At 40.9% G+C, this 20,246-nt stretch carries 22 protein-coding genes; 4 read left to right on the top strand and 18 right to left on the bottom strand.

Going from position 1 to position 20,246, the window contains the following annotated elements; genetic code table 11:
- Positions 1-48 precede the first annotated feature (48 nt).
- The 18 genes from D0T60_RS13260 to D0T60_RS13345 form a co-directional block, all read right to left on the bottom strand.
- On the bottom strand, positions 49-2,019 hold the full coding sequence (locus tag D0T60_RS13260; protein WP_163218591.1) for an ATP-binding protein: 1,971 nt from the start codon (positions 2,017-2,019) through the stop codon (positions 49-51).
- Positions 1,994-2,431: a DUF3872 domain-containing protein gene (locus D0T60_RS13265; protein ID WP_163218592.1), complete on the bottom strand. Its 438-nt coding sequence runs from the start codon at positions 2,429-2,431 to the stop codon at positions 1,994-1,996. Before D0T60_RS13265 ends, D0T60_RS13260 begins: the two co-directional genes overlap by 26 nt.
- A 6-nt stretch (positions 2,432-2,437) precedes the next feature.
- Positions 2,438-3,019: a conjugal transfer protein TraO gene (locus D0T60_RS13270; protein ID WP_163218593.1), complete on the bottom strand. Its 582-nt coding sequence runs from the start codon at positions 3,017-3,019 to the stop codon at positions 2,438-2,440.
- A gap of 1 nt (position 3,020) precedes the next feature.
- Complete coding sequence (gene traN, locus D0T60_RS13275) at positions 3,021-3,929, bottom strand: conjugative transposon protein TraN (RefSeq protein ID WP_163218594.1); 909 nt, start codon at positions 3,927-3,929, stop codon at positions 3,021-3,023.
- Positions 3,930-4,080: 151 nt separating this feature from the next.
- Positions 4,081-5,415, bottom strand: a complete 1,335-nt coding sequence (traM, locus tag D0T60_RS13280) for a conjugative transposon protein TraM (RefSeq protein WP_163218595.1) — start codon at positions 5,413-5,415, stop codon at positions 4,081-4,083.
- Positions 5,378-5,680 (bottom strand): TraL conjugative transposon family protein, encoded by a 303-nt coding sequence (locus D0T60_RS13285; protein ID WP_163218596.1) that lies wholly within the window; start codon positions 5,678-5,680, stop codon positions 5,378-5,380. Before D0T60_RS13285 ends, traM begins: the two co-directional genes overlap by 38 nt.
- Positions 5,681-5,684: 4 nt before the next feature.
- Positions 5,685-6,308, bottom strand: a complete 624-nt coding sequence (traK, locus tag D0T60_RS13290; RefSeq protein ID WP_163218597.1) for a conjugative transposon protein TraK — start codon at positions 6,306-6,308, stop codon at positions 5,685-5,687.
- An 11-nt stretch (positions 6,309-6,319) separates the two neighbouring features.
- Positions 6,320-7,330 carry a conjugative transposon protein TraJ gene (traJ, locus tag D0T60_RS13295; protein WP_163218598.1) on the bottom strand — a complete coding sequence of 337 codons (1,011 nt, stop codon included), beginning with the start codon at positions 7,328-7,330 and terminating at the stop codon, positions 6,320-6,322.
- A 2-nt stretch (positions 7,331-7,332) separates the two neighbouring features.
- Positions 7,333-7,962 (bottom strand): DUF4141 domain-containing protein, encoded by a 630-nt coding sequence (locus D0T60_RS13300; protein ID WP_163218599.1) that lies wholly within the window; start codon positions 7,960-7,962, stop codon positions 7,333-7,335.
- A gap of 4 nt (positions 7,963-7,966) precedes the next feature.
- Positions 7,967-8,323 (bottom strand): DUF3876 domain-containing protein, encoded by a 357-nt coding sequence (locus D0T60_RS13305; protein WP_163218600.1) that lies wholly within the window; start codon positions 8,321-8,323, stop codon positions 7,967-7,969.
- The gene (locus D0T60_RS13310) at positions 8,320-8,640 is read right to left on the bottom strand and encodes a hypothetical protein (protein ID WP_163218601.1); all 321 of its coding nucleotides are present in this window, start codon (positions 8,638-8,640) and stop codon (positions 8,320-8,322) included. The genes D0T60_RS13305 and D0T60_RS13310 overlap by 4 nt, the downstream gene beginning before the upstream one ends.
- A 4-nt stretch (positions 8,641-8,644) precedes the next feature.
- Positions 8,645-11,146, bottom strand: a complete 2,502-nt coding sequence (locus D0T60_RS13315) for a TraG family conjugative transposon ATPase (protein ID WP_163218602.1) — start codon at positions 11,144-11,146, stop codon at positions 8,645-8,647.
- Entirely contained in the window at positions 11,143-11,472 is a 330-nt protein-coding gene (locus D0T60_RS13320) for a DUF4133 domain-containing protein (protein WP_034542533.1), read from the bottom strand. Before D0T60_RS13320 ends, D0T60_RS13315 begins: the two co-directional genes overlap by 4 nt.
- Positions 11,473-11,482: 10 nt before the next feature.
- Positions 11,483-11,779: a DUF4134 domain-containing protein gene (locus tag D0T60_RS13325; protein WP_025003727.1), complete on the bottom strand. Its 297-nt coding sequence runs from the start codon at positions 11,777-11,779 to the stop codon at positions 11,483-11,485.
- A gap of 162 nt (positions 11,780-11,941) precedes the next feature.
- Positions 11,942-12,559, bottom strand: coding sequence for a hypothetical protein (locus D0T60_RS13330; protein WP_203558340.1), 618 nt, complete (start codon positions 12,557-12,559; stop codon positions 11,942-11,944).
- Positions 12,556-13,008 (bottom strand): DUF3408 domain-containing protein, encoded by a 453-nt coding sequence (locus D0T60_RS13335; protein ID WP_163218603.1) that lies wholly within the window; start codon positions 13,006-13,008, stop codon positions 12,556-12,558. Before D0T60_RS13335 ends, D0T60_RS13330 begins: the two co-directional genes overlap by 4 nt.
- A gap of 1 nt (position 13,009) precedes the next feature.
- The gene (locus D0T60_RS13340; protein WP_163218604.1) at positions 13,010-13,774 is read right to left on the bottom strand and encodes a ParA family protein; all 765 of its coding nucleotides are present in this window, start codon (positions 13,772-13,774) and stop codon (positions 13,010-13,012) included.
- A gap of 11 nt (positions 13,775-13,785) precedes the next feature.
- A complete protein-coding gene (locus D0T60_RS13345; RefSeq protein ID WP_163218605.1) occupies positions 13,786-14,079 on the bottom strand; it encodes a hypothetical protein in 294 nt (97 codons plus the stop codon).
- A gap of 612 nt (positions 14,080-14,691) precedes the next feature.
- Between D0T60_RS13345 and mobA the strand changes: the two genes are divergently transcribed.
- From mobA to D0T60_RS13365, 4 genes are all read left to right on the top strand, one after another.
- Positions 14,692-15,129, top strand: coding sequence for a conjugal transfer protein MobA (gene mobA / locus D0T60_RS13350; RefSeq protein ID WP_034542528.1), 438 nt, complete (start codon positions 14,692-14,694; stop codon positions 15,127-15,129).
- Entirely contained in the window at positions 15,114-16,376 is a 1,263-nt protein-coding gene (mobB, locus tag D0T60_RS13355) for a conjugal transfer protein MobB (protein WP_163218606.1), read from the top strand. The genes mobA and mobB overlap by 16 nt, the downstream gene beginning before the upstream one ends.
- Before the next feature lie 24 nt (positions 16,377-16,400).
- The gene (gene mobC / locus D0T60_RS13360; protein ID WP_163218607.1) at positions 16,401-18,410 is read left to right on the top strand and encodes a conjugal transfer protein MobC; all 2,010 of its coding nucleotides are present in this window, start codon (positions 16,401-16,403) and stop codon (positions 18,408-18,410) included.
- 127 nt (positions 18,411-18,537) lie between these two features.
- Complete coding sequence (locus tag D0T60_RS13365; protein WP_163218608.1) at positions 18,538-20,169, top strand: hypothetical protein; 1,632 nt, start codon at positions 18,538-18,540, stop codon at positions 20,167-20,169.
- The last annotated feature ends 77 nt before the right edge of the window (positions 20,170-20,246 follow it).

The following is a 20,246-nucleotide window of genomic DNA, read 5'->3' on the forward strand; positions in this document are numbered from 1 at the left end:
ACACTTATCTTTGGCTGGCTGTTTATTTTCTTTATTTCAAATTAGTGCTTATATATCATATTTAGAGTGCTGTATATAAATTTTCCTTCCCTTTAAATCACATTTTGAAGAATGTTTTACAGCTTCTTCTGCTTCACTTAATTTGTCAAATTCAACATAAGCAAAGCCTCTTATATATTTTGTTTTGTAGTCCCTCGGAATCTTAACTGAAACGACATTACCAAACTGTGAAAAAAAATCAGTTAATTCATTTTCATTAATTTTATATGGAATATTTGTTACGAAAATTTTTGAATAAGAAGAATCATCCAATAATGGGATTTTTGATTTTTCTGTAATTTCTTCCGTTTTTTCTTCTGTTTTTATTTCTGTTTTTATTTCAAAAGGAACAATGATTTCAAATTGTTTGATCGCTTTTTTGCTTGTTTTGGTTTTCTTTGCTAAACTATATGATTCATTTCTTGTTAGTTTTCTTTTCATTATCCCTAATTCTGTCAGGGACTCTATTAATTGTCTGTATTTATCTGTGTCTACAATGCCAACTGTTTCCCAAATATCATCAGCGGAAAAAAGTCTTCCATTAGTTCCTAATCGAATTATTGTTTTTTGTTCTCTTGATAGAGAAAGATGAGAGAAATTATCCAACCATAATTTTTCATCTTTTGTATATACATATTTTTGGAATAATTGAACAGTGAAAGTTTTGTTGTTCGAGTTAAAGTTAGGAGGTTGTAGATCATTGTTTCTCATTAAATCATATATTCTCCTAATTCCTTCTCCTAATTCACGCATAAATCCAATTTCTCTTAATCCTTTAGATATATTAGAGTTTCGTGATTGATGAACTCCTTTTTCACTTTGAATATCCTTAAGGTTTATTGAGGATAATAACTCTCCTGGACTTTGAATTTCCAATCTGTCTGTGTAAATGTAAACTTCAATTCCACGTCCTTCTATGCTATAATCTCTATGAGCAATGGCATTTATCAAGGCTTCCCTACATGCTAATTCGGGATATAGTATTTGGGTTTTAAATATTGCTTCTTTTGAAAATTTAGTTTCTGTTAGATGAGGCCTTAGGGAATCCCAACTAGATTCAATCAGATTCATTATATTATCAGATATTTCTTCATCATATATAACATTAAAATCTTCTCCGCTTTTTAGAGTGGTATCAGCAACTTTAATGATTCTTACTTGTAATCTGGGATGCCATTTTGTGGGTTTTTTAGCAAATAATAATAATGCAGCCTTTTTTAATTTTAGTTTATTTCCGTCAAATTCAGCAACATCTATATGCTGTAAAAATTTCTCTGGACTTATTTTGATAGATAGCTGATTTGTTATTTTGGTTATTAAATCAATATCTAGATCATTAATATTCGCATTGTCAACAAATTGTCTATCGTATTCTCTAGATACAATTTCTTCTCTTGAAAATAAAATTTCTTCAACAGAAATTGGTACAGATTCCAAATCTCGTCTTTGAATACATCTACCATCGGAAGTTAAATATACATATCTATTTCCTTTAGGTATTGAAAAGTATAGGATTTTTTTGCTCTCATATTCTATAATTTTCGATTTATAATTAGGTAAAGGTGTGTCTTTATGAATATTATTTTTAGGCGCATTAAGCAAAATTTCTAATTTTTCTTCCTTGTAATTTAAACCAGACACAATACCGCTATCTTCTACTCCAACAAGCAGTTCTCCTCCATCAGCATTAGCAAAAGCAACAAGGGTTCTTGCTATGTCATCACATACATCTTTTATGTCTCGATTTGTTTTGTTATCAGGAGTACCTTTTAATCCACTCTTGAATTCTCTATAATGACTTTCACCTAGCTCTAATGCTATTTCTATTCGTTCTTTTAATCTTAAAATCTCTAATTCCATAATAAAATCCGATCGTATTTTCGCAAAAATACCCATAAAAAAACACCTGACAAAATTTCTTTCCAGGTGTTTTTCAAGAGGTTGCCTAAATCGCTTATTTTTTCTGCTCTTCTTTCTCATTATTAAAAGCAAACGTTAGCTGTACCACCTGTCCGAAGCTGTCTTCAATATATACGTCGATTTGTTGCTGGTCGGTGGAAGCGGAAGTATAGTATAGGCGGAAAGTTTCGCCCGGAAGTAGGTACAAATCATTCGGAAGAAACATTGTTCCGTCCGCCATCCGCAGCGTACCTTTGCCATCCGGCTGAAAGTACCTGATGAAATACTTCGTATCTTCATAATAGCCTTCCCGCTGAAGTTGAAAACGTATCTCTGCCGTTTCGCCCATCTTAATCCGTTTTTGTACGGGCATCGTTGTTACCGTGAACGGGTAAACTTGCTGAATATCCAGCTTATCATCACAAGAAAACACCAGCAGCATTGCTCCCAGCAAGTACACCCCCATTAATATGTTTCTGATTATCTTTTTCATATCGCACTAATTTATTATGAATTTAAAACCGACCCCGAACTGTGTATGGAACTTTCCGATGGAAGAACCGAACAGCGCACGTTCACGGGCATTGATAAGGAAAACCACCCTGTCCGTAAGATAAGTTTCCAGTTCCAGCGTAGCAGCACCACCATACACAAAGGCATCTTTGTTTGTGAGTCTAGAACCATCGTATAGTTCCTTATCTCCCCAGTTACTTGTTTCATACCCGGCAAGAGCCGACAAGCCGAAGGACAAAAAGAATGTTTTCCGGCGGTCGGAAAGAATTTTGATATAATACCCGCCTTCGCCTGTAAACTGGCTTACCGGAACGGTTACATCCTTATATTCATACTCCTTATTGAAGTATTCCGCACCGACCACCCAACGGTTTCCGTTTTTGGTATAAGTGGAAAGCGCAGCACCGAAATAATATGCTGATTCCGGTTTACCGGGCTTCTTAAAGCCATCCGCCATTCCGCCCGTAAGCTGGATTCCCTTTTGTCCGGGCAGGTAACGTTGTGCGTGTGCCAGGTTAAAAGTCTGGCACAAACACAACACTGCTATAACACAGATTAACTTCTTCATCTTACTTGATTTTTAGTTCGTTAATCACTCTGGCGTTCACAATATCCGAACTTTCGATACGAATATTTTGGTGACGGCCACCGTTCTTTTCGACCAGCTCTACCACCAGTATCTTATCATCCGGGATCGTGAACTTTGGTAAGGTATAGACTGTGCGGATAGTGGACTTTCCACCTATGGTAATCACTTCGTTAAAACTGCGGACAGGATAAAGCACCGATTCCTGAATGGCAGTACGCTTTGCCACCTTCTTATCGACAACCTTAAATTTGATAAAGTCCGTGTCAAACGGAACATTGGAAGAGTTCTTCGCCTGTGTATGGAAATAGAACATCCCATTATGTACATAGATTCCCTTGATTAAGAACTGTATTCCGAAACGCTTGCATCCCAAGTGGCGTATTTCTCTATCGTTATTTCTATAGATAGACTGCATTATCAGCTTCACCAGCAACGGCGATTCATTACCCAGTTCACGGAAGTAAATGTTCATCCGGGTATGGGAGTAATCGATTATGCTTTCATTCTCAAGGAAATCTTTCATTTCGATGTTTAGCATTTCCGGTTCATTGGCATATTTGGCGTTGAAGGAATAAAAACTGCCATCCTCACAGATAACCGAAAAGTTGGTTTCTCCCGGAAAACCTTCGGTAGCAGCTTTTACACGGATAACATTTTCCGCCCCATCTGCTTTTCCTGCGATAAGGTGGGTAGAACCCAAATCCACGTATTTGACAGTGGAAGGGAAAATAATGTGTACTGTTTTTGCAAACGTTACCTGAACACCGTAAGGCGTAACCATTTGCCCGTAAGGAAATTTTTGGGTGATACCCTGAAACAAATCGTTGCTTTGCGCTTTGACTGTTACCGCACCGATAACCAGTGCAAACATGATAATTAACTTTTTCATTACAAATTGATTTTTAGTTGCCGTTAGCAGGTGGATAGCCCGCTTCCCGGCGGATTAATAATTGAGAAATTTTTTGATAAATCCGGCTGCACTCGGCATAGCTCAAACAAGTTTGGCTCTGCGCTCATTTGCGCGGATTTTGTGGTTGTTATTACTGTTTTGTGAATAACATTACTTTGTAATCGGCTTTCAGATTTACTTTTACCGTCCTGAACTTCTTTGACAGGTATTGCGACCCGCCTTGCAGAACGCCCCTTGTCAAATCCGAAACGATGGCAGCCCCCGCATTTTGATTGACGGTAAAGCTTGAGCCCAGCCCAGCCCCTATATTTGCCATACCTTCGTTCAAGGCTTGCATTTCCAGCGAGGACGGAACGGATAAACCTTTCTGCCCGTCCGAATCATAGACCACCAATTCAACCGGAATGATATTACCTTCATATTCCAATGAAGAGATATTAATATCCATGCGCTCACCCTGAACCCGTGCCGTTCCTGATAACAAGCTATTTTTCGGCATCCTGATATGACCCGCCTGTAACGGCTCTAACAGGCGAAGCCGGACATTCTGCCCGTCCATCACCGACTGGTCTTCATGGATACAGGCAAGAATCGTATTCTTTCCCATTAACGACCCGGTTCCGACCGCCGTATTAAATCCATAATTGCGGGGCTGGCTGTACGCTGCGATAAACTCCGCATCACTCATAGGTACTTGCAGTCCTGAAACGGTTTGTTCCGTTACAGCTTGCACAGGCAACGCCTGAACCTTTCCCTGTATGGATGCGGTTGGCGTTACCTGCTTTACTGCCTGTTCCTGTCCACCATTCATATATTTGGCAGCCAGTTCATAGGATTTTTCAAGTAGTGCCAGTTGTTCATCCGCCGTACTTTGGGTATTTTCCCGTTCGTATAGCCGAGATTCCAGTTCTTCAATCTTCCGCGCCAGTTCTTCTTTTTCCGGGTCTTCTTTGGGTGTTTCATAAAAACTTCCCAACTGTCGATTTATATCCTGATAGGCATAAGCCGAAGATTGGACATAAGAACCATTGCGGGAAGAACCACCGTAGTAACTCCGGCTGTTACTTGCTGGCTGTTCTTCCGGCAGGTCGGCTGTCAGGCTCAAGTTATCCGTAACCTTATTTTCTTCACCCAATGTAAAGCCGAAGTCCTGCAAAGAACGCATCCGGTCTTCCTGTTTCGATTTCATGGATTCCTGTTCGTAAGCCGTCTTTTTATCGCCATATATCCCGTCTTCTTTGGGTAGTGGTATATCGGCATTGAAACCGCCGATTTCGTCCGGCTTTACTTCGTCTTTTGAGGATGGGGCAAATATCAGCCACATACATCCGGCAAAAGCAAGGAACATCAACGGGAAGATGAAAAGCTTCTTGCGTTTCTGTAATTCCTGCGGGGAAAGCTGTTTTTTCTCTTTCCCTTCTTTGTTGTTACTTGTTTCCTGATTCAAATTCTGATTCTGTTCCATATTTTTGTAATTGATAATGATTTATACTGTCTTTCCGTTCCAGTTCCAAGCGTTCAATGTGCCTTATCTCCATAAATTCTTTCTCTGCACTCTTCTTTCCTATATTATATATAGAAGAAACTGTCCAGTAAATAGATAGGATACTACCGCCGAGAATAAAGGTTATGATAATGATTATCCGGGCATCTTTCGACAGGCTTCCGCAAGCATAACGCAGCTTATCGTCTATCCAGTCCCGCAGGTTTGTTAATGATTTCTTTACCATAGCCTTACCGTTTTAATGCCTGTAAATCTTTATTTTCCGTAATCTCAAAAGCTTCAATGGTAAAGCCATGCGGGTTGTTATCACTCCTTACGGAGTTCAGCAACCGACATCGGGTAATAAGGCTTCTTTCGGTAACACTGCTTTCCCGGATAATCATTTGCCGGGCATAGGTCGCCACCTGATAAGGATACTGGTCGAAGTTGCATATTACACTGTCCACTTGTACCGACTGGTTGATGTTTCCGGAAATGATACGGTTATAATACCCCTTTTCGGATAAGTCCTTATAGTAGTTGAAAGCACTTTTATCCGTCAGGTACAATGAACGCTGTATGTTCGATTCAATGGCGTTCTTATCCGGCGAAAGGGTAAAAAAGAGTTCGTGGAAACGTTTAACGTGTTCCCTTGCTTCTACCGGGCGATTTTGCGACAAGTCCTGCGAAAGTGCCAGCATAAGGGATTTACCCCCATCGAGGACGTAAATCTTTTCACGCTGCTTTTCTGCAAAACTGTACGAGTTCCAAAGGGCATAGCCCACAATCCCGGCACACAGGCATACAAATACAATCCCGAACAGGCGTATTTGTTTGAAACTGGTTTCTATATTTTTTAAACTTTTAAACTCCATATTTTTACTGTTTATTTTTTAATTAATTTTCCGGCGATGTTTCCACCTACTGCCCCGGCTGCTGCGCCCGCAAGGTTTCCGCCACCACTTGCTGTTTTAGAAAGATTCCGGTTCATACCACCCAGTCCGCCAGCCTGAATAATCCAGTTGGATACGGTCGGAATGGTAAAGTATCCTACAATTCCGATAATCATAAAGATGATGTAAACCGTATTGGAACTGTCGGGTATAAAACTGGGGTCGTCCAATAACTGCAAATCACGTTCAAGCATCAAAACCTGAATCCGGGCAAGAATAGAACTGAATAAATCCGATACGGGAAGCCATAGGTACACGCTTACATAGCGTGTTATCCATTGTGTTAAGGTAGATTGGAAACCATCATAGACCGATATTGCAAAAGCAATCGGGCCAAGTATGGCTAATACAATCAAATAAAACGTCCGTATCGTATCAATGACAAGGGCAGCAGCCTGAAAGAGAATTTCCAGCAGTTCCCGAAACCAGTCCCGGACAGCTTTCTTTATATTGTAAGAAGCCCTTTCCATATACATCCCCATTGTCGTAATCATATCCGAAGGCGACCAGCCCAGTTCGTCCAGTTGCTTGTCGAACTCTTCATCGGAAACGAGGAAGGCAGTTTCAGGATTCCGAAGCATAGCTTCATACTCCTTTTTATCTTTTAATTCCCGGTACTTATTCATATCGAAAGTTTGACCTTCCAGTATGTTATGCGTTCCTTTCACTACCGGGGACATTACGCTATTAATCGTTCCCAGTACGATAGTCGGAAAGAACATAATGCACAGACCGATGGCGAAAGGTCGCAGAAGCGGGTACACATCTATCGGCTCGGCTCTCGATAAGGCTTGCCATACTTTCGCTGCCACATAGAACAATGCACCCAGCCCCGCCACACCTTTGGCAACCCCTGTCATGTTACTGCACAGGGGCATCATATCCACATAGAGATTTTTCAGAATCTCATGCAGGTTTCCCCAATCAACGGCTAACAACGTCATAATTACCAGTATCTATCGTTAGCAGTTCCATACAGAGCCATTACACGGTCGGTGTCGCTGATTTTCTTTGCCCGCAGGTAAGACACGGATATGTTTTTACGGGTATAATAAGAAACCAAGTTCCGGTAATTCAACACAGAACTATATGCTTTGTCTATCCGTTCCATACGTTCAGCATCGGTCATGGAAAGCCCGTTGATATTCACTACATTTTTCAGTTCCGTAAGTACATCCGAACTTTCTTCCAACAGTTTGGAATATCCGAATGCAATGGCATTGAGTTCTTCCGGTCGGAAGTTCTTATCCGATAACATTAGCTGAAAGTTGGTTACATATATATCCGTAATCTCGCCGAGCAGAAGCACAGTTTTCTGTACTTTGCGGGCATCCTTCACCAAATTATTTACCGATTTCAAGGCATCATAATATTGCTTGCCTTGGTCGTACAATTTTTTAGTTTCCTTGAAAGTATCCAGTGTATTACTGACAGTCTTTGATGTCTGTGCAATTTCTTTGGTAGTATTGACAATACCTTGAGCCAAATTTGTCGGGTCGATTACCGCCCATTGTGCGCTGGCATTACCTACGAACAGGCAAAGTGTCACAGCTAACATCATTATTTTTGTTTTCATTGCTTTAATTTTTTAATTGTTTCTTACTTCTCACATACTCACCACCGGAGGATAACAGTATCCGGTCGGTTTCGTTATCATAGCTTATCAGTATCGAAAATCCCGTTTCAATAAACAGGTATCCGTCCTTTTCTATGATTTGGTAGGTTTCCGCACTGGTTTCGCCCCTGCGGGTTCTTCGTTGCATGGTTACTTTATAGCCATCCGCACTTTCAAAGACCGTGAACGATGGTCGGTTCATAACGCTTTCCCAATGTCCGCACATGGTTTTCAGTCGATCGGCGTTGGTTTCCTTACAGGAAGACAAAGCCAACAGGATAACACATAGAAGCACCGGGAAGATGATTTTTATTTGTTTCATAATGAAGTGATTTTAAATTCATATTCTTTTTTTGTACAGTATGTTACAGGCTTTAACCGTATTGTATTGTCGGCTCTGCTATACCATAATTCATACATCATTTTATCCATAGTGAAATAAAATTCACCGTTATTTACATGGTGGATAAAATGCTTTATTTTGCCTATCTTCTTTCCCCACTTATAGGTTTTATGAAAGGTTATGAAGCATTTGCCACCACCGGAAAATATTTGAAATTCCGTTCCGTTTTCAGTAACCCAGTTCCCGCATATATCAGCAAATCCGATAGGTTTGCTGTCTTTTGTTGTTCTTTCCATACGCTTAATCAGGATTACACTTGCTTTCGGCAAGCTGTTTAATAGCCAGTTCAAGGTCGCCATCCAGCCTTTCGGCAAGTTGGAACAGTTCGAGTTTTTCAGTTTCTTCCGTTGTAAATGCGTAATATTCTTCTAAACTCACTTCTGTAGCATACACAGCCGATTGTACGCCACCCAGTCCTACCCATACTTCTTTGTACTTCCGTCCCGGATGATTCGCCATGTTGATGGAAAGTATTTGCGCCTTTTCCTTATCGGTCAAACCCAGCATTGCTTGTATGCTATCGAACTTGTTCATGTATTTGCGCTGGTCGAGCAGAATTTTACAGTCGGAGTTCGTAATGATGGATTCTTTCACAATGGGAGAATGGACAATATCGTCCACTTCCTGTGTTACTACCACCGCTTCGCCGAAGTATTTACGCACCGTTTTGAACAGGTATTTCAGGTAATGTGCCATACTGTCTTTAGCGATAGCCTTCCACGCTTCTTCTAAAAGCAGCATTTTACGGATACCCTTTAACCGCCTCATTTTATTGATAAAAACTTCCATTAAGATGATGGTAACCACCGGAAAAAGGACGGGATTATCTTTGATGGCATCCACCTCAAAAACAATGAAGCGTTTGTTCAACAAGTCCAGTTCTTTATCCGAGTTCAGCAGGTAATCGTATTCGCCACCTTTATAGAAAGGTTGCAACACGAACAGGAAATTATCAATATCGAAATCCTTTTCCCTGACGTTCTGTTCGTTCAGGTTATTCCGGTATTCATTTTTGATAAATTCGTAAAAGGAATTGAAGCTGGGTACAATGGATTTATCCTGTGTTATCAGGTTGATAAAGTCGCTTACAGCATTGGATAAGGCAACGCTTTCCGCCCCGGTGGGCTTTTCATGTTCCTGTTTCCATAAGGTCAGGATAAGCGTTTTGATGGATTCCCGCTTCTCAATATCGAAGATGTTATCTTCGGTATAGAATGGATTAAATGAAATCGGGTTATCTTCGGTATATGTAAAATACACGCCATCTTTTCCGCCAGTCTTCCGGTGGATTAATTCGCATAATCCCTGATAGGAATTTCCGGTATCCACTAACAGGACGTGTGTACCCTGTTCGTAATACTGGCGTACCATGTGGTTGGTGAAGAAGGATTTTCCACTTCCGCTTGGCCCAAGAATGAATTTATTACGGTTCGTAATAATTCCTTTTTTCATGGGCAAATCGGAAATATCAATGTGAAGCGGTTTTCCGGTGAGCCTGTCCACCATCTTAATCCCGAAAGGACTGGGTGATGATTGGTAGTTCGTTTCTTCCGTAAAGAAGCACAAAGCCTGTTCAATGAAGGTAAAGAAGGATTCTTCCGCCGGAAAATCGGCTTCATTGCCGGGGATACCCGCCCAGTAAAGGGTCGGGGTATCCGTTGTATTGTGGCGGGGCTTGCACTCCATCAAGGCAAGCTGGCTTCCCACGTCATTCTTGATATGCTTTAATTCTTCCTTATCATCCGCCCATGCCATTACGTTGCAATGGCAGCGAACAGAGGTCAAACCCTGACTGTGCGCTTCGTTTAGGTACTCTTCTATCCACTCTTTATTCACCTGATTGGAACGGCTGTATTTAGACAGCGAGTGCATATTGCGGGCTTGCTTCTCAAAGCGTTTCAGGTTTTCCGCATGGTCGTCTATAAAGATATACTGATTATAGATATGGTTACAGGAAAGCAATACGCCCACAGGTGAAGCGAACGACAAACGGCAGTCGCTACGGTCAGTGGACAGCTTTTCGTAACGTGAATCAGTAGTAACCGCACCCGGCAGGTCTTCTACATCCGAAAGCGTATGTAAACACAAGGTATTGTCGCCGATACGCATATCTTCGAGATTCAGTTGCATATCCAGTAAGGTAGTCGTATCGCTTTGCGACAGGGAAAAGTATTTTTCGATAATCCCAGCTTTTTCCGGCGTTCCGGTAATCTCATCCGAGTTCAGGCGGGTAAGGGTGATAAATCCCGAATCGTTCATAATCCGTTCAAACTGCCCGACCGATTCCAAAAATTTCGTTACTGTTTCCTTATCCTGAATTTCCTTTGGAATGATGAAGCCCCGGCAAAGCGTATTAAAATTACTTTGGGTACGGCTTCTTTCCTTTGTGGTTTTTGTCAGGAACAGGTAACAGGTATGATTCAGGAACGGTCTTTCATTGAAATGCCGTTCAAAACTGCGGGACAGGAAACTTAACCCATCCTTTTGGATTTCAGGGGTATAGTTTTCTTTGATAAACCAGTCCTGTTTATGTACAATACTGTAATCGGGTAATACTTTGATTGCCTTATGCCAAGCAGAATGTATCGCTTCGTATTCAACCCCGGTAACAGTGAATAGTTCGGGTAGCTCTACCCGGAACGCCACTGTAACATCGGCATCCTTACTGATGATACAATCGTGTTCGGCTGCCAACAGGGGAAATTTGCTTTCCAACGTGGCTGCTTTTAATATATTCCTCATGCGTTCTTCTGTCTTTTATAGGTGAATAATCGGGGGATAGCCCGGCGGTTGATGATATACCGGGGATGGCTTCTGCGGGCGGTTACTTTCATAAGACCGTGTGTGCCGTATTTGTCATTTAGCATAAAAGTGAAGTACACAAGAGCCGAAGCCGCTACGACCCCGAACCCAATGCAGACCCACTGGTTTATACCTATCATATACAGAATGATGAACAATACGAAGACGGCAAGTAGCCCGCCTGCAAAAATGAACAGGTATTGGCTGCGAAGCCCTTTGAACTCCGCAGGTTTTCCAATCCCCCTGTTAATTGAATAGCTAATCATACTCCTATGATTACAGGAAGAATGAACGAAGAATGGTGGCAGCTACAATCAGGAAGATACAAGCCCCGAACCAGCTTGCAGCAGTTTTGCTTGTATCCGGGTCGCCTGAACTAAACTTGTTATATACTTTTACGCCCCCAATCAAACCAACGACAGCACCAATAGCGTACACCAATTTTGTCGCCGGGTCGAAATAACTGGTAACCATGTTGGTGGCTTCTGTAATACCACCTACGCCGTTGCCCTGCGCAAATGCGGAAGTAGCAGCCAAGACGATGGCTGCGGAAAGAAATATTTTCTTTTTCATTATAAACTTGATTTTATGATGCCGGAAAGCGGGTGGATAGTCCGCTATTCCGGCGGGATTAATAATTGAGAATTTTTGTGGTTGGTCTTTCGACCTTTTGGAATGATTAAGTCCAGCTAACCGTAATCTTTTTCTTTCATACCTGATTTGTTTTTAAAGGTTCTACATATAGTCGCTCATATCGAACGCCTGTAAATCTTCGGGGTTGGTTTCGTTTGGCGGGGCGATAAATACTGCATCGTATTTACCCAGCATTTCCGCCACCCGTACCATGCCCCCGTTTATCTGTTCCATCATTGTATTATACAGGCTGGTTTGTTGCATAACTGACAGTGTTTGCAGGGCTTTTCGTTCCTCTTCTTCCGGGACTTCCTGCTGCCTGACGACCTGTACCGCCTGTGCCATTTCTTCAAAGGAGATACCCCGTGCCGACTGACCTTCACCGCCTGTGATAAGTGCGATTTCTTCCGATTCCAGTTCATCTTCCGGTACTTCATCTTCATACTTCATTTCAAATTCAACATCCATCGGCTGTGGGGTATCTTCCGTGTCAGCCGGGGCAAATATAGAAGCATTATCAACCCCTTTAGAAAACTGGCTTTCAGTGTCTTTAGATGGCGTTACTTGTCTTAACCGGAAGGTTGTTTTTCCAACGACAGCCCTTTCGGTCTTATGATTTCTGGAACTATCGGAAGGGGGGCTGTTCGTTTTCTTCCTGAACCGACACAGCAGGACGAGGTAATAAAGGACAACCCCTGCTATCATTAATTTTAGTATCATATCGGGCTTTCAAAAGTTTTCTTATACAGTTCGTTGATTTCGTCCTGATACTGGTCGAAGTGATTCAGGATAATTGTTTCCACATAGCTGCTTACAGTCGCTTTGCGTTCACCGATAACCATTACTATTTTCATAAGCTTTTCATGGGTGGAACGGCTTACATATATCGGCTGGCGGTCGGGAAGTTCCATTTTTTGAAAATAAGTTTCCCGGTAATCGGCAGGGGTACTTTTCTTCCGGCGGGTAGTTTCCCTGATGGGTTTTGCTTCCGGTTGCCGGACTGGTTCTTCCACAGTTTCCTGTATTATTTCCGGTTCTGCGGGGATTTCCGGTGTATCCGGTTCTTTACTTACTGTTTTAGGTGGGATTTCCTGTTTCACGGGTAAACCCTGTGAAATGATTTCCTTCATAAAATCTTCATCCACCTGTACTTTTTCCTGTTTTGCCATATTAGTATAGTTTTATAATGTATCCGATTTCAGCCACCAGTTCTTCAAGGTTGCTGCCTTTTATCATTCGCTTATCCGCAGGGAACAGAGTGGAACGGAAGACAGAAGTCTTATCACCGGACAGTTCCTTTTTGTAGCGTTTGGTATCCGGGATAAAAGTTTTCATAAGGGGTAATTTCAGTTCACCGATAGTATTTTCATAAATTCCATACAGGTCGGTTTTCTCCCTGCCATCGACCTGATTCCAAAACAGATGCAAGCCCTGTATCCGGTAAGCTTCATTCTGTACCAGCAGGTTGTTTACTGTCATGGCGAATGAAAGGCTGCTTTCCAGTACCACCCGGTCGGCGGTAATCGGTGTAAAGATGTAGTCCATAGAAGCCAGCGAACTGATAATACCTTCGCTGTTCACCGTTCCCGGTAGGTCGAAAAAGACCACATCCATTTCCATCGGCTTTGTTTTCAGGAACTCTTCGGCTATACTGATGGCAGCTTCGGGAGTGCTGCACAAGACCGGATAGGCTTTCTTTCCCAATGCTTTGAACTGGTTAAAGGCAAGCACCTTGTAATTGGCATCGTTGTTTACCTGTTCACCGTCCCGTTTACGCATGGCACTGATACTGTGTTGCGGGTAGTCGCAATCGACAACCGCCACATTGTAGCCTTTCAGGTAATAGAGATAGCTTGCCACCAATACCGTGAAAGTGGTTTTACCGACCCCGCCTTTTTGGGTGGAGAAGGCAACGAATAATGTTTCTTTCTTCATTTCTTTGATTTTTAATTTGTTAATTCAGGTTCGTGTTGTAATTCCAGACAGAGTGATGATTCTCCGTTTTTTCGAGAAAAATTTCTTCCAACCACCTTAAACCGAAAACCGGACGTTTCACCTTCCGGCAGATGCAGGAGACAAACAAAGTTTAGGTATGACGTTTGGTCATTTTTTGTGATGTTGTTTTCATCATCAATAACCACGTAATCTCCAATGTGGGGTATTTCACACATGGCAACCATAATAGCTTCGGGAATTGAATCTCCGTTTTCATTTTTAATAACTACAAAAAATTCCTTCATGACTTCATTGTTTAATTAGTTCTACATTTCTATATCTAAATCTTTCTTTATTCAAATAATCCTATCAACCTGCCAATAATTCAATCTGTATTTCAGTCTTGAGATATGGAAGTATTTACTTCCTGACAGATTGTTTTATTGATAGCTTGAAATATTGATTTCAGTATTTCTTGCTTTCCTGAAATCAGTAAACCAGTCTTTATTCATTCCGATATTTCAATCGGCATTTATCGCTTTACTTATCTATTTCAATGCTGATTCTGACCGCAAATAAATGGAGAAAAACCGTCCGTTTTTGAAAGTGGCTTCGGATGGCTTTAGATGGCTTCGCTTGTCCTATAATGTGCTATGGCACAGCATAATTAATCCCTGTTACTTTGCACCGGAATCTTATCTGAACCGATAAAAAGGTATTTGTTCAATAGCTTCCCGGAGTTCATTTATCTTATGGCTAACTGCTAATCCGTCCTATGACGGATTTTATTTGCGCCGTGCAAATAGCAAGGTGTGTCCTCAGCAGCTTGAAATTCTTTCAGCAGCTTACAACCCCTTGCCCGGACAAGCCGGGATGGGTTGTACTCCGAAGTCGTAAACCCTTTAAAGAATAATGGTATGGGAAAAGAAAAAACGAATGTGCCACAATCCGGTGGCAAAGGACGAAAGCCAAAGGCAGACCCGGCAGTTTTCCGGTATTCGGTCAGCTTTAATGCGACCGACCATGCCCGTTTTTTGGCTCTCTTTGAACAGTCCGGTATGCGGACGAAAGCGCATTTTATCACAGAAAGAATCTTTGGCGGTTCATTCAAAGTGATAAAAATTGATAAGGCAGCAGTCGATTATTACACACGCCTGACAACTTTTTACGCTCAATTCCGGGCAATCGGCGTAAACTATAATCAGATTGTGAAGGCTCTGAATACCAATTTTACTGAAAAGAAAGCTCTTTCTTTTCTCTATAAATTGGAAAAAGCAACCGAAGAACTGGTGGTATTAAGCCGGAAAATTATCGAACTCACACAGGAATTTGAACAGCGATGGTTGCAAAAATAAATGTGGGAAGTTCGCTTTTCGGTGCGCTGGCTTACAATCAGAATAAGGTTGATGAAGAACAAGGCAAGGTACTTTTCAGCAACCGAATGTTTGAAAGTGAAGATGGTAATTTCAACATCCAGCGTTGCATGGAAAGTTTTGAAATGCACCTGCCCCAAGACATCAAAACTGAAAAGCCCATAATTCATATATCCCTGAATCCGCACCCGGACGATAAACTTTCGGATGAACAGCTATCGGAGATTGCACAGGAATATATGGAGAAGCTGGGCTATGGTAATCAGCCCTACATGGTTTACAAGCATGAAGACATCGACCGCCACCACCTGCATATCGTATCCCTACGGGTGGACGAGAACGGCAAAAAATTGAATGATAAGTTTGAACACCGCCGGAGCAAGGACATTACACGGGAACTGGAAGCAAAATACGGTCTGCATCCTGCTGAAAAGAAACAACAGCAGGAACACTATCAGTTCCGAAAGGTCGATTATGCTGCGGGTGATGTAAAGCACCAGCTTTCCAATACGGTTAAAGGTGTGGTAAATACTTACCAGTTCCAAAGCATCGGGGAACTGAATACCCTGTTATCATTATATAATGTACGGGCGGAAGAAATCAAAGGCGAAGTCCGGGGCAAGGCTTATAATGGTATTGTCTATTCCGCAACCGATGATAAAGGCGAAAAGCTGGGTAATCCCATCAAGTCTTCCCGGCTGGGTAAGTCGGTCGGTTATGAAGCATTGGAACGCAGGATAGGACAAGCAGCAACCAAATGGAAAGACGGTAAACTGAAAGCCAATATCAAAGGTCGGGTAAGCGAAGCGTTGAAAGCTTCCGGCTCAAAGGAACAATTTGAAAAGAACCTGAAAGATAAAGGAATTGAAGTCGTATTCCGGCAGAACCCGGAAGGGCGCATATATGGTGCAACCTTTATCGACCACGAAAACAAAGCTGTCCTGAACGGCTCTCGTTTAGGAAAGGAATTTTCAGCCAATGTATTTAATGACCTGTTTAGAGAATCCCATGTAAACGAGGGACACACAAAACAGGCTGTTCCGAAAGAACCGTTCACACCTTCGGCAGAACCGTTCGTGCCGTCAGAACGGCAATCCGAAAACGGGGAATCTACAATCGGAAGCCTTTTCAGCATCCTGCCCGGTGGCAGCGATTCATCGGCAGGGAATGATAAAACCCCGCCAACTCCCAAGAAAAAGAAAAAACGCCGTTACGGACGGCAGATGTAATAATAATCTAAAAAATAATCAATTATGCAGAATGAAGATGATTTAAGAGGACTTGCCAAAGTCATGGACTTTATGCGGGCAATCAGTATTTTATTTGTGGTAATCAACATTTACTGGTTTTGTTACCAGTCGATAGTAAACTGGGGTATCAATATCGGCGTACTCGATAAGATACTATTAAACTTCCAGCGAACCGCAGGACTGTTCAGTCATATCCTGATAACAAAGGTATTTGCAGTGGTATTCCTTGCCTTGAGTTGTTTGGGAACAAAAGGAGTGAAGGAAGAAAAGGTAACATGGACAAAGATTTACGTTTTTCTTGCTATCGGTTTTATCCTGTTTTTCCTGAACTGGTGGTTATTGTATCTACCATTACCACTTTCGGCAAACGCTACCTTTTATATCCTGTCAATGGCTGGCGGATACTTATGTTTATTGGTCGCTGGGGTATGGATGTCCCGGCTACTCAAAAACAATATGATGGACGATGTTTTCAATTTGGAGAACGAAAGCTTCATGCAGGAAACCCGCTTGATGGAGAATGAATATTCAGTGAATCTTCCATCACGTTTTTGGTATAAGAAGAAACAACATAAGGGATGGATAAACGTGGTAAACCCGTTCCGGGCTACTATTGTGCTGGGAACTCCCGGTAGTGGTAAATCCTACGCAGTGGTAAATAATTACATTAAACAACAGATAGAGAAGGGTTTTGCACTCTATTGCTATGATTATAAGTTTCCTGACTTATCGGAAATCGCATATAATCACCTGATGAACCATTCGGATGCTTATAAGATAAAGCCCACGTTCTATGTTATCAATTTTGACGACCCACGCCGAAGCCACCGATGTAACCCTATCAATCCGGCTTTTATGACAGACATATCGGATGCCTACGAATCGGCATACACCATTATGCTGAACCTGAACCGAAGCTGGATTCAGAAGCAGGGCGACTTCTTTGTGGAATCCCCGATTATCTTACTGGCTGCGATTATTTGGTTTCTCAAGATATATAAAGACGGAAAGTATTGCACGTTCCCGCACGCCATAGAGTTCCTGAACCGGAAGTATGCAGATACATTTGTTATCTTGACTTCCTACCCGGAACTTGAGAATTATTTAAGTCCTTTCATGGATGCGTGGGAATCGCAAGCGCAAGACCAGTTACAGGGGCAAATCGCATCGGCAAAAATACCATTGTCAAGGATGATAAGCCCGGCACTTTACTGGGTAATGACGGGTGATGATTTTACGCTGGATATTAACAATTCGGACGAACCGAAAATACTTTGTGTCGGCAACAATCCCGACCGTCAGAATATCTATTCGGCAGCACTGGGACTGTATAACAGCCGTATTGTAAAGCTGATTAATAAGAAGGGACAGCTTAAAAGTTCGGTTATCATTGACGAGTTACCAACCATTTATTTCCGGGGATTGGATAATCTGATAGCTACCGCCCGTTCCAATAAAGTAGCAGTCTGTTTGGGTTTTCAGGATTACAGCCAGCTAACAAGGGATTATGGCGATAAGGAAAGTAAGGTAATTCAAAATACGGTTGGAAACATCTTTTCCGGGCAGGTCGTGGGAGAAACAGCAAAAACATTGTCAGACCGTTTCGGGAAGGTATTACAGAAACGCCAGTCCATGACAATCAACCGTCAGGATAAATCTACCTCAATCAGTACACAGATGGACAGCCTGATACCTGCCAGTAAAATATCCAATCTTACACAGGGGATGTTCGTGGGTGCGGTCAGTGACAATTTTGATGAACGGATAGAGCAAAAAATTTTCCATGCTGAAATTGTAGTGGATAACGAGAAGGTAAAACGTGAAACTGCCCGCTATGAAAAGATACCGGAGATTATCGACTTTCGGGATGCAGATGGCAACGACCTGATGAAAGAACAAATCCAACTTAATTACGACCGGATAAAGCAGGATGTAAAGCAGATTGTCATTGATGAAATGGAACGCATCAAGAATGACCCGAATTTACAGCATTTGGTGAAGGGGGAAGAATAAATCCCCATGATATTGCGTGGAGAACAGCAGCTATATTTCTAAAAATAATATAGTTGCTGTTTTTGCTTCTTATTCCTAAGAACTTCTTAATTTTGCAAAATTATTGACTTCCATTAAGAGAGTTACAATGAAGCTATCAAAAAAAATAAAGTTAGAATTATACAATCTTCTGAATAAAGAAGCCAATGCTTTTGGTGATAACGGGGATGATGGTATAATTCCATTCCTGAGCGATATATGGGATTTAAGTTCCATGAAATCAGAAGATAATAGATATAATAATGCTTTAGGTGATTTTATTCAGCATCTTATTAGAAATGATGATTATAGTTATGACTATGTCTTTCAGGAACGCTTAAAATTACTAGATGATGATGAGAAATTTTCTTTATTTATTGAAACTGTTTTGCAACCGAAATATAGGGATGGAGAAGATGATATTTTCAAGTACGTTTTATTGATAAACCCTTATTTAGAGAAAGAGGGCTATACATTGATTCTTCAAGACTATGATAGCGATGGATACCCATTGTATAAATTAGGGGTAATTCCTAAAGAAAATATACCTACTGACATAAAACCAAACGATATTATTTTTTATGTTGAAAAAAATCCATCAGGGAGAAGTGACCGGGTTCGTTCACATACAAAACCTCAAATATTTCCATCTTTTGTTTTAGTTTATGATAGTTGGGATGACTTCAGTGTAAAAAGTACCTACCATCTATTTTATTATGATAGTGAAAATGACAATCCGGTTAGTATTGGTGGGGTGAAAATAATATATCAAAATGAATCAAAAACGAATGAATACTTGCCAGATAACTTCAAACTGTTAAGTGATGATTTTTGTTCTTTGGGACAAGAAGAAGAATACTATAATGAACTAAGAAACACTTTAAAAAAGAGATTTGACAGTGTATTGTATGCGTTAAAAGATGCTGCATTTTATCCTGATATACAGGATAAATTTGAACGGAATGGAAATTTTAAAGAATCTTTAATTCGATTTGACGAAGCCGAAAGATTGTTGAGAGAAGCTCGATATAGGATATATGATTACGACTTATCAAATCTTTATAGTTTTAAATATCAGTTTAAGCCTGCTTTTTCAAAAGATTCTGTTGATATTAATTTTGAATTTAGCAGTAATGATTTTATTTCTAATAGGATATATGCTTTAATTGGAAAAAATGGGACAGGAAAAACACAGTTAATAACATCCTTGCCACTAATGATTTCTGAAAAAAAAGTTGATTTTTTTACTCCTAAAACACCTCTTTTTAGTAAAATTATTGCTGTTTCATATAGTATTTTTGATAGATTCAAAATTCCAAAAAAGACAAGCAGTTTTAATTATTATTATTGTGGAGTTAGAAAAGACGAAAACGAACAATTCACAGAAAAAGGATTGGCTCTAAGATTTCACAATACATGGAAAAAAATAGAAACTTTAGAAAGAATAAATAAGTGGCGAAAAATCTTACTTACATTCATCGATGAAGAGTTGATAAATTTATTTTTAGTTGAGCGAGAAGATGAAGAATTAACCTCTCGACACAACCGCTATAAAGTTGATGTTAAAAGATTCAATGATGTAAAAGATAAGTTGAGTTCTGGACAAGCGATAATTCTATACATCATAACCGAAATTGTGGCAAATATTAGATATGATTCTCTTCTTCTATACGATGAACTGGCGAAAACGGAGCATTCCCACCCACTTCAATCGGTTCAATGCACCCACTTTTTGGGTTGAAAAAGGCTTAAAAAGGGCTTAAAAAACGGAGTATATCCGTTCATTTTTGCCAAAATCGCCTCAAATCGCCTCAAAAA

Source organism: Bacteroides sp. 224, from assembly GCF_010500995.1.
Lineage (GTDB): Bacteria > Bacteroidota > Bacteroidia > Bacteroidales > Bacteroidaceae > Bacteroides.